We start from the raw sequence: 13,524 nt of genomic DNA on the forward strand, positions 1-13,524 counted from the left end.
ACTGTTGTTTCACAGAATGACGCGGTTTTCCGGGCAGCCCGTGTAGCTGGTGTCCGCGCGATAAAGGCAGCCCTCGCCCGGTCCCGCCTCGTGTAGACCCTGCCGCGCTGTGGTCACAAAAAGCTGCGAAAAATCGGCACCGCCAAAGACCGGACAAGAGCTGTGCTTGCCGCCAACATGAACCACGCGATCAAGTTGGCCATCGGGCAAATACCGCGCCACGCGCCCAGCCCCCCACTGCGCATTCCAAAGCGCGCCTTCGGCGTCACATACCGCCCCGTCAGGGAACAGCGCCTCGGGGCCGAGGTCGACAAAGACGGTTGCGTCACCAACTGGCCAGCCCGCCTGATCAAGCGGCTGGCGCATGATCTTTGCCCGGGGGGTGTCGCAGAAATAGGCGGTGGTGCCATCCGGGGTAAAACAGATCGCATTGGGGATCGTGATCGCGTCGAACAGTTTGCGAAGCTCCCCTTGGTAGAGCCGATAAATCGCCCCGGCCTCCGGCTCGGCCTGTTTGCCCATCGTGCCAATCCAAAAGCCGCCCAAGGGGTCGGCCCGCCCGTCATTTGACCGGGTGACCGGGTTTTCGGCTTCCAGCGGGTGCAGCAAGCTGCGGCTGCCGCTGGCGATATCAAAGGTGAAAAGCCCGGTTTCAGAGGCGATTATCAACCTATCGCGATCAATCCAGCCCGCCGCCGAGACATGTTCGTCAAACTGCCAGTCCAGCGCTGCGCCATCCAGCTGCGACAACAGCCGCTTGCCCAGAATATCGAACCAGAACAATTGCTGCCGTTCAGGGTGCCAAAGCGGCCCCTCACCCAGCGCGCAGGCGCGGCTATCAAAAATCTCTGCCTTGGTCATGCAAACACCTCGTCATAGGTGCCGACCACCTCTTGCGCCCTTATAGCCACGTCTTGCGCGCTGTCGCCGGGACGGTAAAGCGCGGCACCAAGGCCAAACCCGTCTGCCCCCGCCGCGCGCCACTGTGCAAAGCTGTCAGGATCTGCGCCGCCAACAGCCAATACAGTTGTTTGCGGCGGCAGCACCGCCCGCACCGCCTTGAGCCCAGCCGGGCCGATCAGGGCACCGGGAAAGAGCTTCAGCCCATCCGCCCCGGCCCGCAGCGCGACAAAACACTCGGTCGGGGTCATGGCACCGGGATAGGACACAAGACCCGCCGCCTTGCTGGCCCGGATTACCTCTGGGTTGGTGTCGGGCGACACAATCAGCCGCCCGCCAGCCGCCTGCACCCGCGCGACATCCTGCGGGGTTAGCACCGTGCCCGCGCCGATCAGCGCCGTATCGCCAAAGGCCCGTGCAAGCAGGGCGATAGACTCCAGCGGGTCCGGCGAGTTCAGCGGCACCTCGATCTGCAGGATACCGGCCTCGATAAGCCGCTCGGCGATCTCTGTCACTTCGGCAGGCGTCACGCCGCGCAGGATGGCGACAAGGTTACGCTGTGTCATGGGCTGTCCTCTTGTTGACGATAGGCTGCTTTCAGCCCCTCCAGGGCCAGATCGACCCCATGCAGTGTGGTGACCTCGCCGCCAAGCTGCGCAAGTGCGCGATGATAGCAGCGGGCCAGGTTATCGGCACCAATCACGGCCACCGCCCTGCCCTGCCAGTAGTTGCGCATTGCCGCCAGTTCGGCCCCGATCAGCAGGCCCGACAGATGGGCCTGCGGTGCATCTTGCGCCGCTCCGCCGACAAGCGACCCGGCCCGCAGCCCAAACAGCTGTGAAAAGACCTGCGCGGGCTGCGCCGCAGAGGTGGTAATTGCCGCAGCAAAAACCGCGTCATCCCAGCCAGCGTCAAGAGAATGCCGCAGGATTGACTGGTTGCACAGCAGATCAAACAGCTCTCCCGTCATGGCCGTGTTGAAGGACTGCACCGCTCCACCCGCAACGCGCACCCATTTAGAATGGGTACCGGGCAGGCAAAGCGTGCCGTCAAAACCGGGATCCCCTGCCAGAATACCGGCGATCTGGGTCTCTTCGCCGCGCATGACATCAGGCGGGTCCATCTGGCAAAGCCCGGGCAGAATATGCACTTCAAGGCGCGGATCCCGCGTTGGAGCCCGGACGGTGTGCCCCTTTGCCGGCAGGCAGGGCACGGCGGCATAGGGCGCTTCGATCCAGCCCTGCCGCGCCCCGGCCATCCCGCAGATCAACACCTTGGTGCGGCCTTCCTCGGCCAGGAACGGCGCGGCCAGTTCCAGCAGCGCGCCCTCAAAGGCATCTGGCTGCAAACGCCCCATGCCCCTGTCGGACGCCGCATCGCCGACAACCTGATCCAAGCCATCCAGCGCCCAAAGGCGCAGGCGTGAGGTGCCCCAGTCGGCGGCGATCCAGTGTGCTTTAGCCATATGTCAGTCCAGATCGCTTGGCAGCAGCGTATGGGGGACATTCTGATAGCAGACAGGCCGCAGGAAGCGACGGATCGCAAAGGTGCCCACCGAGGTTGCGCCAAAATTGGTCGAGGCAGGGTATGGCCCACCATGGACCATCGCCTCGCAGACCTCGACGCCGGTTGGAAAACCGTTGGCCATGACACGGCCAGCCTTGCGCTCCAGCACGGGCATCAGCTTTTGCCCAAGGCCGGTGTCGCCGCTGTCCATGTGCAGCGTGCAGGTCAGCTGGCCTTCCAGGGACTGCGCCACCTTCAGCATTTCGGCCTCATCCGCGACCCGGACAATCAGGCCGAGCGGGCCAAAGACCTCTTCCCCCAGCGCGTGATTGGCAAGCCATTCTGCGCCGGTTGTGGCGAACAGATAGGGCGTCGCATTGCGCTGATCGCAGGTGGAAGTCAGCAGTTCCTGCACCCCTGCACTGGCGGCCAGACGATCGCGCCCGGCGCGGTAGGCACTGGCAATCCCATCGGTAAGCATCGTTTGCGCGCCGACCGGCTCCAGCGCCTTGATCGCCGCCGTGGTAAAGGCATCTGCATCCGCGCCGTCGATGACGATGGCAATGCCCGGATTGGTGCAGAACTGCCCGGCACCCATGGTCAGCGAGCCGGCCCAGCCAGCGGCGATATCGCCGCCACGGGCCTGCAGCGCGACCGGCAACAGGAACATCGGATTGACGCTGCCCAACTCCCCAAAGAAAGGGATTGGAACAGGCCGCGCGGCACAAAGATCAAACAGCGCGCGCCCACCGCCGAGCGAACCGGTAAAGCCCACCGCATTGATCAGCGGGTGCTGTACCAGGGCCTCTCCGACATCGCGCGTATTGCTTTGGATCAGCGAAAAGACCCCCGGTGCCACACCACAACTGGCGATAGCGGCATGAATTGCCTCGGCGATGATTTCGCCGGTGCCGGGGTGGGCCGGATGGCCTTTGACAACAACAGGGCAGCCGGCTGCAAGCGCGGCAGCGGTGTCACCGCCTGCAGTGGAAAAGGCCAGCGGGAAGTTGGAGGCGCCAAAGACAGCCACCGGGCCAATGGGCCGCTGCACCAGTTTGAGATCAGGCCGCGGCAGCGGCGCACGATCCGGCTGCGCGGTGTCATGGCGACGATCCAGATAGTCCCCCTTGAGAATATGCGCCGCAAACAGGCGCAACTGGCCGGTGGTTCGGCCACGTTCGCCCTGCAAGCGGGCCTCTGGCAGGCCGGTTTCCTGTATGCCGATTTCGGTGATGGCATCGCCGCGTGCCTCGATCTCGTCGGCAATCGCGTTCAGCAAGGCGGCCCGCTCAGCGCGGGTGGAATACCCGTAGGACCAGAAGGCTTCTTCCGCGGCATTGCAGGCGCGGTCGACATCCTCGGGTGTGCCGAGGCTGAAGTTTCGGGCCGGACCATCTGCGGGATCGGAAGTGAATGTCGTGGCACTTGCCACCCAATCGCCTGCGATCAGATGTTTTCCATGTGCTTGAAATGTCATGTTCCTGGTTTCCTTATTTGCCCCAGCGAAGCGAGATCAGATCAAGCTCACCAGCAAGTTGCAAGAGTCTGGTTTTTGTTCTTTCGCTCATCGGCTTCAGTGGATGGCGGACATGGTCGGATCCGATCACGCCGCCAGCCATCATCACGGTCTTCGCCGCGCGCAGACCGCATTGGCGGTTTTCATGGTTGATCAGCGGCAGGCACAGTTTCCACTGCGCCAGCGCCCCGTCGTGATCGCCATCAAGATAGCGCATGACGATTGGCCGGATCAGTTCTGGCTGCAGTGCCGAGGTCATGGTTCCGGTTGCCCCCGCATCAAGATCGGCCAGCAGTGTTACCGCTTCTTCACCGTCAAACGGGCCGACGATATCATCGCCGCCAGCCTCGATCAGCGCCGCAAGTTTATCGGCAGCAAAAGGCGTTTCGATCTTGAAATAGCTGACATTTTCGATCTCGCGCGCCATTTTGACCAGCGACGGCACTGGCAGCGACACACCAGACAGCGGCGCGTCCTGCACCATGATCGGGATGTTGATCGCATCCGAAACGGCCTGAAAATGTTCATGGATCCCTGTCTCCCCGGGGACCAGCCCGACCCCGTGATAGGGGGGCATCATCATCACCATCGCCGCGCCCATCTCCTGCGCTTCGTGCGCGCGCGCCACCGCGATACCGGTGAAAAAATGGCTGATCGTCACGATTACCGGCACCCGGCCTGCCACATGTTCAAGGCTCAGCCTGGTCAGGGTGGCGCGTTCTTCATCCGACAACAGGAACTGTTCGGAATAATTGGCCAGGATGCAGATCGCATCGACCCCCTGATCGATCATGCAGTCAAGAACACGACGCATCCCGTCTTCGTCGATACGGCCATCGGCATGAAAGGGAGTTGGGGCAACGGGCAGAATGCCAGTCAGTGTTTTCTTCATATCTGTCTCCTTGGATGTCAGTCGCGGACATGCGGATGAAACCGCGAGACCTGGCGATAGGTCTCATCCGGGTTCAGCCGGATATCCGGGTATTCGGGATGATTGGGCGCGTCGGGCCAGGCCTGCGGTTCGATCGCTACGCCGGCATTGGCGCCATAGGGCATACCAGTGAGCGTGGCCGCCAGCCCCGTATCAAGATGCGCGCCCTCATAAATCTGCAAGCCAGGGCTATCCGCCTCGACCTCAAGCCGCATGGGGCCATAGTCAAGACAGCACAGAGGGCGCAACGCCTGTGTCGGTTCGGCAAAGCAAAAGTTGTGATCCAGCAGCGCATCACCCGCGCGTTTGACCGCCCGTGGCTTGCGGAAATCAAACCGCGTCCCGTCCAGCGACGCGGGCGGTCCAAGCGGGATCAGATCCGCATCAACCGGCAGGTAGCTATCGGCGGGCAGGGTCAGGTCATGGTGTTGCAGGCCATCCTCGGGGGCAAAGCTCCAATAGGCGTGATGGGCCAGATTGCAAAATGTCGGTGCATCGGTTCGGGCGCTGAGCGTCAGGCGCAATGCGCCGTCCTCTTCCAGCGCATAGCGCGCGGTAATGTCGAGCCTGCCGGGAAAGCCACCTTCGCCATCAGGCAGCGTGACCTTCAGCACCACCTGCGCGCTGTCATGTTCGGCAATGGTCCAATTGCGCAGACTGGTGCCACGGGCACCGCCATGCAGACAGGTCTTGCCGTTTTCGTTGCGATCCAGTGCAACCACGCGGCCCTGCAGCATTGCGCGCCCCTTGGCGATCCGGTTGGCAACACGGCCTGCAATGGCCCCGCAATGCAGCAAAGGCCCCAGATAGGCGGAAAAATCCGGACTGCCAAGAATGACCGGAGCCCCCCAGCCCTGCACGCGGTAATCCTGCAGGCTTGCGCCCCAGCTCATCACTGCGGCACGGCTGCCGCCGTTTTCCAAACGCAGAAGATGAACGGGATCGCCGCCGGGCGTCGTGCCAAAGGTTTCAACGGGTGGGTGCCGCATGCTGTGCTCACTCGATGAACGGTGCGACAGACACCCGCCGCCCCAGCGTAAAGGCATCTGCCACATGGCGCATCGGGGACAGATCCATATCAATGTCGCCATCGCCGACAACCTGCGCCATGCGCGCATAGAGCCGGGGATATTCCCCCGTCAGGCTAAAGCCGGTGTCCTCCAGCGTTTCTTTGCCATTGATGGTCAGCCTTGCGCCGCCACCGGAGAGCACCAGTGTGCCCTGATCCGTCTCTGCCTCGATGGTCCAGATCTGTTCGCCTTGCTGCAGGAAATCCAGCTCGGCCGTAATCTCGGCCCCTTGCGGATGATAAAACCCAACCGAGGCGGCGATCGGAGTCTGGCAGTTTTCAGGCACCTGCAGAACCGCACTGGTCACATGGATAGGGTCGGGCAGGATCTCTGTCACGATCGACAGGGCGTTGATGCCCGGATCAAAGACGCCCAGCCCGCCGGGTTGCCAAATCCAGTCCTGGCCAGGATGCCAGCGGCGCACGTCTTCTTTCCAGGTCACCCTAAGGCGGCGCAGGGTCTTGTCGGCCAACCATGCCTTGGCACCTGCCACGCCTGCTGCTTCACGCGAATGCCAGGTCGCAAAGAGCGAAACCCGCTGCGCCCGCGCCAGGGATTCCAGCGCGTGGCATTCCGACAGCGTTGCGCCTGGCGGCTTTTCCAGCATGACATGCCGCCCGGCACGGATCGCGGCCTGGGCCGCAACAAAGCGCGGCACCGGCGGCAGACAAAGCGACACGACACGAATGTCGGGACAGTCCTTCAGCATTGCATCCAGATCGGTGAAGGCGGGAACGCCATCAACTGTGCCCTGGCGTGATACGGTGGCGGCAAGATCCCAATCCGGCGCAGCGGCTATGGCCGGAACATGCTGATCCACAGCAATCTTGCCAATGCCTACAAGTGCAATTTTCATCAATGCGAATCCTTTCCGACCGGCGCCCCACGGCACCCCTTGAGAAAGTCGAGATCAGCGCCGGTATCGGCACCCTCGACATGGGCCTGATGTAGCCAGGCATAGCCGGAGGCCGCCGTTTCGTGGCTTGGCTGCCAATTGGACAGGCGCTCGGCCAGTTCGGCATCGGAAATATCCAGATGCAGGCGACGGTTTTCCACATCGACCTCGATCATGTCACCGCTCTGTACCACCGCCAGCGGGCCACCAGCCGCCGCCTCGGGCGAGGTGTGCAGGATCACGGTGCCATAGGCGGTGCCGGACATGCGCGCATCCGAAATGCGGATCATATCAGTGATCCCCTTCTTCAGCACCTTGGGGGGAAGCCCCATGTTGCCCACCTCGGCCATGCCGGGATAGCCCTTTGGGCCGCAGTTCTTCAGCACCATGATGCAGGTCTCGTCGATATCCAGCGCATCATCGTTGATCTTGGCCTTGTAGTCGTCGATATCTTCAAAAACGACTGCCCGACCGCGATGCTGCATCAAGTGGGCAGAGGCCGCCGAAGGTTTCAGGATCGCGCCCTTCGGGGCAAGATTACCCTTGAGAACGGCAATACCGCCTTTCTCCGTCAGCGGTTTGTCAATGGGCAGGATCACATCCTCGTTCCCGTTGACCGCGTCCTTGATTTCATCCCAGACGGTTTCCCCCGAAACGGTCAGCGCGTCCTTATGCAGCTTCCCCGCCTCTGCCAGCCGTTTCAGAACAACCGGAAGGCCACCGGCATAGAAAAACTCTTCCATCAGGTATTTGCCCGAAGGTTGCAGATTCAGGATGGTGGCAATGTCACGGCCGCAGCGGTCCCAATCGTCAAGGGTGATGTCGATGCCGACACGGCCGGCGATGGCCAGCATATGCACCACCGTATTGGTTGACCCCCCCACCGCGCCGTTGCAGCGGATGGCGTTTTCAAAGGCCGCGCGGGTCAGCACGTCAGAGGGTTTGAGATCGTCTTTGACCATCTGCACGATGCGCCGCCCCGAAAGCTGCGCCATCACGCGGCGGCGGCTGTCGACAGCCGGGATCGCGGCATTCCCGGACAGGGCCATGCCCAGCGCTTCGGCCATAGACGCCATAGAGGAGGCTGTGCCCATGGTGTTGCAGGTGCCGGAAGAACGGGTCACCGCAGACTCTGCGGACAGGAATTCCTCCTGCGTCATTTCCCCGGCTTTGACCGCCTCGGAAAAGCGCCACAGATGGGTGCCTGCGCCTACACGTTCACCCTGGAACCAGCCGTTCAGCATCGGCCCACCCGTCACCACGATAGAGGGCAGATCGCAGGACGCCGCAGCCATCAGCAGCGAGGGTGTGGTCTTGTCACAGCCGACCATCAGCACGCAGCCATCCATCGGCTGCCCACGGATCTGTTCTTCGATCGACAACGCCGCAAGGTTGCGAAACATCATCGCCGTAGGGCGAAACGTGTTTTCCGAGGCCGAGAAGACAGGCACCTCCAGCGGAAAGCCCCCGGCCTCCCAGATGCCGGCCTTCACCTTTTCAGCCAGTTCGCGCAGGTGGCCGTTGCAGGGCGTCATGTCCGACCAGGTGTTCAGGATGCCGATCACGGGGCGACCATCAAACAGATCGTCCGGATAGCCCTGGTTCTTCATCCAGCCGCGATGGTAGATCACATCCTTGGTGCTGCCACTGTACCATTCGGCAGAGCGCAGCTTGCGGGGCCATTTTGCGGGTTTGAATATCATATCAGGCCTGCTTTGATTTGTTGTAAACATCGAAGATCACGGCAGCCAGCAGCACCAGCCCCTTGATCACCTGCTGGTAGTCGATGCCAATGCCAAGGATCGACATGCCGTTGTTCAGCACGCCCATAAGGAAGGCCCCGACAACCGCGCCGACGATCTTGCCGACACCGCCCGACATAGAGGCACCACCAATGAAGACAGCCGCGATCACATCCAGTTCAAGCGCAAAGCCTGCTTTGGGCGTGGCCGAGTTCAGCCGTGCGGCAAAGACCATGCCCGCCGCTGCGGCCAGAACCCCCATGTTGGCAAAGGCCAGAAAGGTCAGACGCTCGGTCTTGATGCCCGACAGCTTGGCGGCCTTTTCGTTGCCACCCAGGGCATAGATGCGACGGCCGGTGACGGTACGCTCTGTGAAGAAGGCATAGATGAGGGTCAGCACACCCATGGTCAAAAGCACATTGGGCAGACCGCGAAACGTCGACAGCTTGTAGAAAATGAAGATCAGCGCCAGCGAGGTGATCCCGATCCGCGCATAGAAGAAGGCACTTGGCTCTACCTCCATGCCATAGGCGCGGTTCTGGGCGCGTGACTTCATGCCCATCCAGGTGATCAGCCCTGCCGCGACCAGCCCCGTCGAAAGCGACAGCACATTCACCCGCTTGGCATCCAGCAGACCCGCCAGCCCCGAGGACAGCCATGATGGGAAAATATCCGGCACAAATCCGTTTGATATCATCTGGAATTCACGCGGGAACGGGCCCAGGGATTGGCCTTCCAGCAGCCAGAGCGACAGGCCGCGAAACACCAGCATCCCCGCCAGCGTAACGATGAAGGAGGGGATCTTCCAATAGGCGATCCAATAGCCCTGCGCCGCACCAATCAGGCCGCCCGCCACAAGGCAGGTCACCATGGTGACCCCGGTAGAGAGTTCCCATTCGACGATCATCACGGCGGCCAGCGCCCCGACAAACCCCATGACAGAGCCCACCGACAGGTCAATATTGCCGCTGACAATGACGATCAGCATCCCCAGCGCCATGATGATGATATAGCTGTTCTGCAACAGCAGATTGGTCACGTTCACCGGCTTCAACAGCGTGCCATTGGTGACGATCTGGAAAAACGCCATGATCGCGATCAGGGCAAACAAGAGACCATATTCACGCATATGCCGCACGAGGTATTCCTTGATCCCCAGTTTCTTGGGGGCCCCTGCGGTGCCTTCTGCAAGTTCCATTTTGCTGTCTCCTATTCGGTCACGATGAGCGACATGATGCGCTCTTGGCTGGCGTCTTCGGCTGAGAGTTCGCCGACGAAGGAGCCTTCGTTCATTACGTAGATACGGTCACACATGCCCAGAAGTTCGGGCATCTCGGAGGAAATCATCACGACTCCTTTGCCCTGGGCCGAAAGGTCGTTGATGATGCCGTAAATTTCAAATTTGGCCCCGACATCAATGCCGCGGGTTGGTTCGTCCAGGATCAGTACCTCGGGCTGCGCAAACAACCACTTGGACAGCACAACTTTTTGCTGGTTGCCGCCTGACAGGTTCATAACCTTCTGAAACACGCTGGGGGTTCGAATGTTCAGCGCCGACCGGTAGTCTTCTGCCACCTGCGTTTCGCGGGCTTCGTTCAGGACCATGTTGCGCGATACCTCAGGCAGATTGGCCAAGGTGATGTTGCGCTGAATGGTTTCATCAAGAACCAGACCCAGCGATTTGCGATCTTCGGTGACATAGGCCAACCCGGCCTTGATCGCCTTGGAGACCGAGCTCACATCAACCGGGGTGCCCTTCATTTCGACGCTGCCGGATATGTTGCGGCCGTAGGACTGGCCAAAGATGCTCATCGCCAGTTCAGTGCGCCCCGCCCCCATCAGCCCGGCAATACCGACGACTTCGCCGGCGCGCACCGCCAGATTGACGTCATTGATCATCTGCCGCTCGCTATGCTGCGGGTGCCAGACGTTCCAGCCTTTGACCTCCATCAGCGTTTCACCCGCCCGGCGGGCGCGCCCAGGGTAGCGGTCGGCCATGTCACGGCCCACCATGTCACGCACGATGCGGTCTTCGGTGATTTCGCCCTTTTCGGCCTCCATGATAGAAACGCTGGTGCCATCGCGAATAACGGTCACGGTATCGGCCACGCGGCGCACCTCATTCAGCTTGTGGCTGATGATGATCTGGGTGACGCCCTGTTCTTTCAATTCAAGCATCAGATCCAGCAGCGCCTGGCTATCACTTTCCGAGAGCGCGGCAGTGGGTTCGTCGAGGATCAGCAGGCGAACTTCTTTCGACAGCGCCTTGGCAATCTCGACCAACTGCTGTTTGCCCACGCCCAGCGCATCAACCAGCGCGCTGGGCGGTTCTGACAGCCCGACCTTGCGCAGAAGCTCTTCGGTGCGGCGATTGGTTTCACGCCAGTCGACAATGCCACCAACCGCGTGTTCATTGCCAAGAAAGAGATTTTCGGCAATCGACAGCAGCGGCACCAGAGCCAGTTCCTGGTGAATGATGATAATGCCACGCGCTTCGGAATCCGAGATGCCGGAAAATTCGGCCAGCGCGCCGTCATAGTGAATTTCGCCCTCATAGCTTCCCGCCGCATAAACACCGGATAGCACCTTCATCAATGTAGATTTGCCAGCGCCGTTTTCCCCGACGAGTGCATGAATTTCGCCCTGCTTTACGGCCAGGTTCACCGAATCGAGCGCCTTGACCCCAGGAAATTCCTTGGTGATCGAGCGCATCTCGAGTAGCGCGTTCATAGCCCTACCTCCATGATTGAATAGCCCTGCCCGCCCGCAAGCGGACAGAACCAAAGGGAAACCAGGTTACTGGACTTCATCCATCGTGTAGTAACCGGACCCGATGATCACCTCTTCCCAGTTCGACATGTCGACAGAGACCGGCTCCAGCAGGTAGCTTGGGATGATCTTGACGCCATTGTCATAGGTCTTGGTGTCATTGATCTCAGGCTCGCCACCTTTGAGCAGCGCATCAACCATGCCCACAGTCACCCGGGCAAGCTCACGCGTGTCTTTGAAAACGGTCGAATATTGCTCGCCTGCCAGCATCGACTTGACCGAGCGCAGTTCAGCATCCTGGCCGGTGATGATCGGCATTTTCAGATCATCCGAACCATAGCCCACCCCCTTGAGCGACGAGATGATCCCAATCGACAGGCCATCATAGGGGGCGAGGACACCATGCACCTGGGCTTCGGTGTAATGGGCCGAGAGAAGATTATCCATGCGGGCCTGCGCCACCGCGCCATCCCAGCGCAGGGTGCCGACGGTTTCCATACCCATCTGGCCGGACACAATATTGACGGTCCCCGCGTCGATCAGCGGCTGCAGGACCGACATCGCGCCATTGTAAAAGAAATAGGCGTTGTTATCGTCGGGCGAACCACCAAACAGCTCGACATTATAGGGGCCATCGCCAAAGCGGTCTTTCAGCCCGTCAACCAGCGATGTCGCCTGCTGAACGCCAACTTTGAAATTGTCGAAGGTGGCGTAGTAGTCAACATATTCACTGTCGCGGATCAGCCGGTCATAGGCGATGACGTTGATATCGGCGAAATGGGCGTTTTCCAGCGCGTTCGAAAGCGTTGTACCGTCGATCGCGGCAACCACCAGAACATCAACGCCGTTGGTGATCATGTTTTCAATCTGGGCCAGCTGGTTGGGGATGTCATCCTCGGCATATTGCAAGATGGTGCCATAGCCAGCAGCTTCGAACTGTTCCACCATCGAATTGCCGTCCGAGATCCACCGCGCAGACGATTTGGTCGGCATTGCGATACCAACGGTTCCTTCAGCGAAGGCAGCAGTCGACACGAGTGCCGACGCCGCCGCTGTGATAAGCAGGCGGGTGAGTTTCATGGTTTCCTCCCAAAATGCGCGGTCATTTATATATCTATCGCGCGTTTCCTCATTCCGAGCGATTAGGCTCGCCGCATGGGTAAGGCAGGTTTACATAACAGTAAAATTCTAATATTCGCCCAGATCATACCAAAGGTGATATGCTCATGTCGATTGCACGCCGTCTCAAGACCTCTCATCTGCGCCTGATCCTGCGGGTCGCAGAGACAGGCAAGCTTCAATCCGCCGCCGAAGAAATCGCAATATCGCAACCTGCGGCATCGCGAATGCTCTCTGAAATCGAAACCCTTGTCGGCGCGCCACTGTTCACCCGCCACGCCAAAGGCATGGCAACAACCGCGATCGGCGAAACTGTTGTGCGCCACGCCCGGCAGATCCTCCAGAGTTTCGACAGGCTGGAAACCGATGTGCAACACGTCACCGACGGCCGCACGGGATCAGTACGCATCGGCACGGTGACGGGCCCAGCGGTGGGCATGGTCGTTCCGGTGATCCGCGCCATCCGTGAACTGGCCCCAGAGATAGAATTCACCGTCGAGGTCGCGCCCTCAGCCACCTTGCTGCGCGGGCTGGACGAGGGCAATTTCGATTTCATCATCGCCCGGCCTCCGCCCGACGACAGCGGCCACCACTACCGCATTCATCCTGCCCGCAACGAGGTGGTCTCCATGCTGGTCTGCCGCGACCACCCCCTGGCCGGGCGCAAGGCGCTCCGCCTGCGCGATCTGGCCGATTTCGAATGGGTCATTCAAGACCGTGGCACACCAATCCGCGCAGCGGTTGAGGCGGCCTTCTACGCCAATCGCGTCAAGCGGCCGACCCAGGTCACCAACACGTCATCCCTGCTTGTGGCGCTGGCGCTCTTGCAGGGGTCAACCGCCATCGCGCCGCAATCCTACGAGGTCGCAGAGCTGCTGACCGGCTCTGGGCTGGACGTCAATGTCACGCGGCTGGATCTCGTCGAAGATATTCTGGTCTCGCCGTTTTTTGTGATCGTCCAGCAAGACCGCCAGCTTTCCCCCGTGGCCGAACAGGTCATCCAGGAAACATTCCGCAGAATCTAGGCCCGGGCAACTCAGGACAGCCCGTGCCCCCAGGGTGAGGGGGCGCGGGTG

At 60.9% G+C, this 13,524-nt stretch carries 12 protein-coding genes; 1 reads left to right on the plus strand and 11 read right to left on the minus strand.

Going from position 1 to position 13,524, the window contains the following annotated elements:
- Window positions 1-9: 9 nt before the first annotated feature.
- From ACN0VH_RS15915 to chvE, 11 genes are all read right to left on the minus strand, one after another.
- Entirely contained in the window at window positions 10-861 is an 852-nt protein-coding gene (locus tag ACN0VH_RS15915) for an SMP-30/gluconolactonase/LRE family protein (RefSeq protein ID WP_417701207.1), read from the minus strand.
- Complete coding sequence (locus tag ACN0VH_RS15920; protein WP_417701209.1) at window positions 858-1,466, minus strand: 2-dehydro-3-deoxy-6-phosphogalactonate aldolase; 609 nt, start codon at window positions 1,464-1,466, stop codon at window positions 858-860. Before ACN0VH_RS15920 ends, ACN0VH_RS15915 begins: the two co-directional genes overlap by 4 nt.
- Entirely contained in the window at window positions 1,463-2,365 is a 903-nt protein-coding gene (locus tag ACN0VH_RS15925; protein WP_417701211.1) for a 2-dehydro-3-deoxygalactonokinase, read from the minus strand. Before ACN0VH_RS15925 ends, ACN0VH_RS15920 begins: the two co-directional genes overlap by 4 nt.
- A gap of 3 nt (window positions 2,366-2,368) precedes the next feature.
- On the minus strand, window positions 2,369-3,883 hold the full coding sequence (locus ACN0VH_RS15930) for an aldehyde dehydrogenase (NADP(+)) (RefSeq protein ID WP_278923951.1): 1,515 nt from the start codon (window positions 3,881-3,883) through the stop codon (window positions 2,369-2,371).
- A 13-nt stretch (window positions 3,884-3,896) separates the two neighbouring features.
- A complete protein-coding gene (locus ACN0VH_RS15935) occupies window positions 3,897-4,814 on the minus strand; it encodes a dihydrodipicolinate synthase family protein (RefSeq protein ID WP_417701213.1) in 918 nt (305 codons plus the stop codon).
- A gap of 17 nt (window positions 4,815-4,831) precedes the next feature.
- Window positions 4,832-5,842 carry an aldose epimerase family protein gene (locus tag ACN0VH_RS15940; protein ID WP_417701215.1) on the minus strand — a complete coding sequence of 337 codons (1,011 nt, stop codon included), beginning with the start codon at window positions 5,840-5,842 and terminating at the stop codon, window positions 4,832-4,834.
- A gap of 7 nt (window positions 5,843-5,849) precedes the next feature.
- Complete coding sequence (locus tag ACN0VH_RS15945; protein WP_417701217.1) at window positions 5,850-6,779, minus strand: Gfo/Idh/MocA family protein; 930 nt, start codon at window positions 6,777-6,779, stop codon at window positions 5,850-5,852.
- Entirely contained in the window at window positions 6,779-8,521 is a 1,743-nt protein-coding gene (gene araD / locus ACN0VH_RS15950) for an L-arabinonate dehydratase (RefSeq protein ID WP_417701219.1), read from the minus strand. The genes ACN0VH_RS15945 and araD overlap by 1 nt, the downstream gene beginning before the upstream one ends.
- A gap of 1 nt (window position 8,522) precedes the next feature.
- Window positions 8,523-9,758, minus strand: a complete 1,236-nt coding sequence (gene mmsB, locus ACN0VH_RS15955; RefSeq protein ID WP_278923946.1) for a multiple monosaccharide ABC transporter permease — start codon at window positions 9,756-9,758, stop codon at window positions 8,523-8,525.
- A gap of 11 nt (window positions 9,759-9,769) precedes the next feature.
- Entirely contained in the window at window positions 9,770-11,290 is a 1,521-nt protein-coding gene (mmsA, locus tag ACN0VH_RS15960) for a multiple monosaccharide ABC transporter ATP-binding protein (protein ID WP_278923945.1), read from the minus strand.
- Window positions 11,291-11,356: 66 nt separating this feature from the next.
- Window positions 11,357-12,409, minus strand: coding sequence for a multiple monosaccharide ABC transporter substrate-binding protein (chvE, locus tag ACN0VH_RS15965; RefSeq protein ID WP_278923944.1), 1,053 nt, complete (start codon window positions 12,407-12,409; stop codon window positions 11,357-11,359).
- Between the two features lie 146 nt (window positions 12,410-12,555).
- Between chvE and ACN0VH_RS15970 the strand changes: the two genes are divergently transcribed.
- Window positions 12,556-13,473 carry a LysR family transcriptional regulator gene (locus ACN0VH_RS15970; protein WP_278923943.1) on the plus strand — a complete coding sequence of 306 codons (918 nt, stop codon included), beginning with the start codon at window positions 12,556-12,558 and terminating at the stop codon, window positions 13,471-13,473.
- The last annotated feature ends 51 nt before the right edge of the window (window positions 13,474-13,524 follow it).

Source organism: Pseudophaeobacter sp., assembly GCF_048267565.1.
GTDB classification, from domain to species: domain Bacteria; phylum Pseudomonadota; class Alphaproteobacteria; order Rhodobacterales; family Rhodobacteraceae; genus Pseudophaeobacter; species Pseudophaeobacter profundi.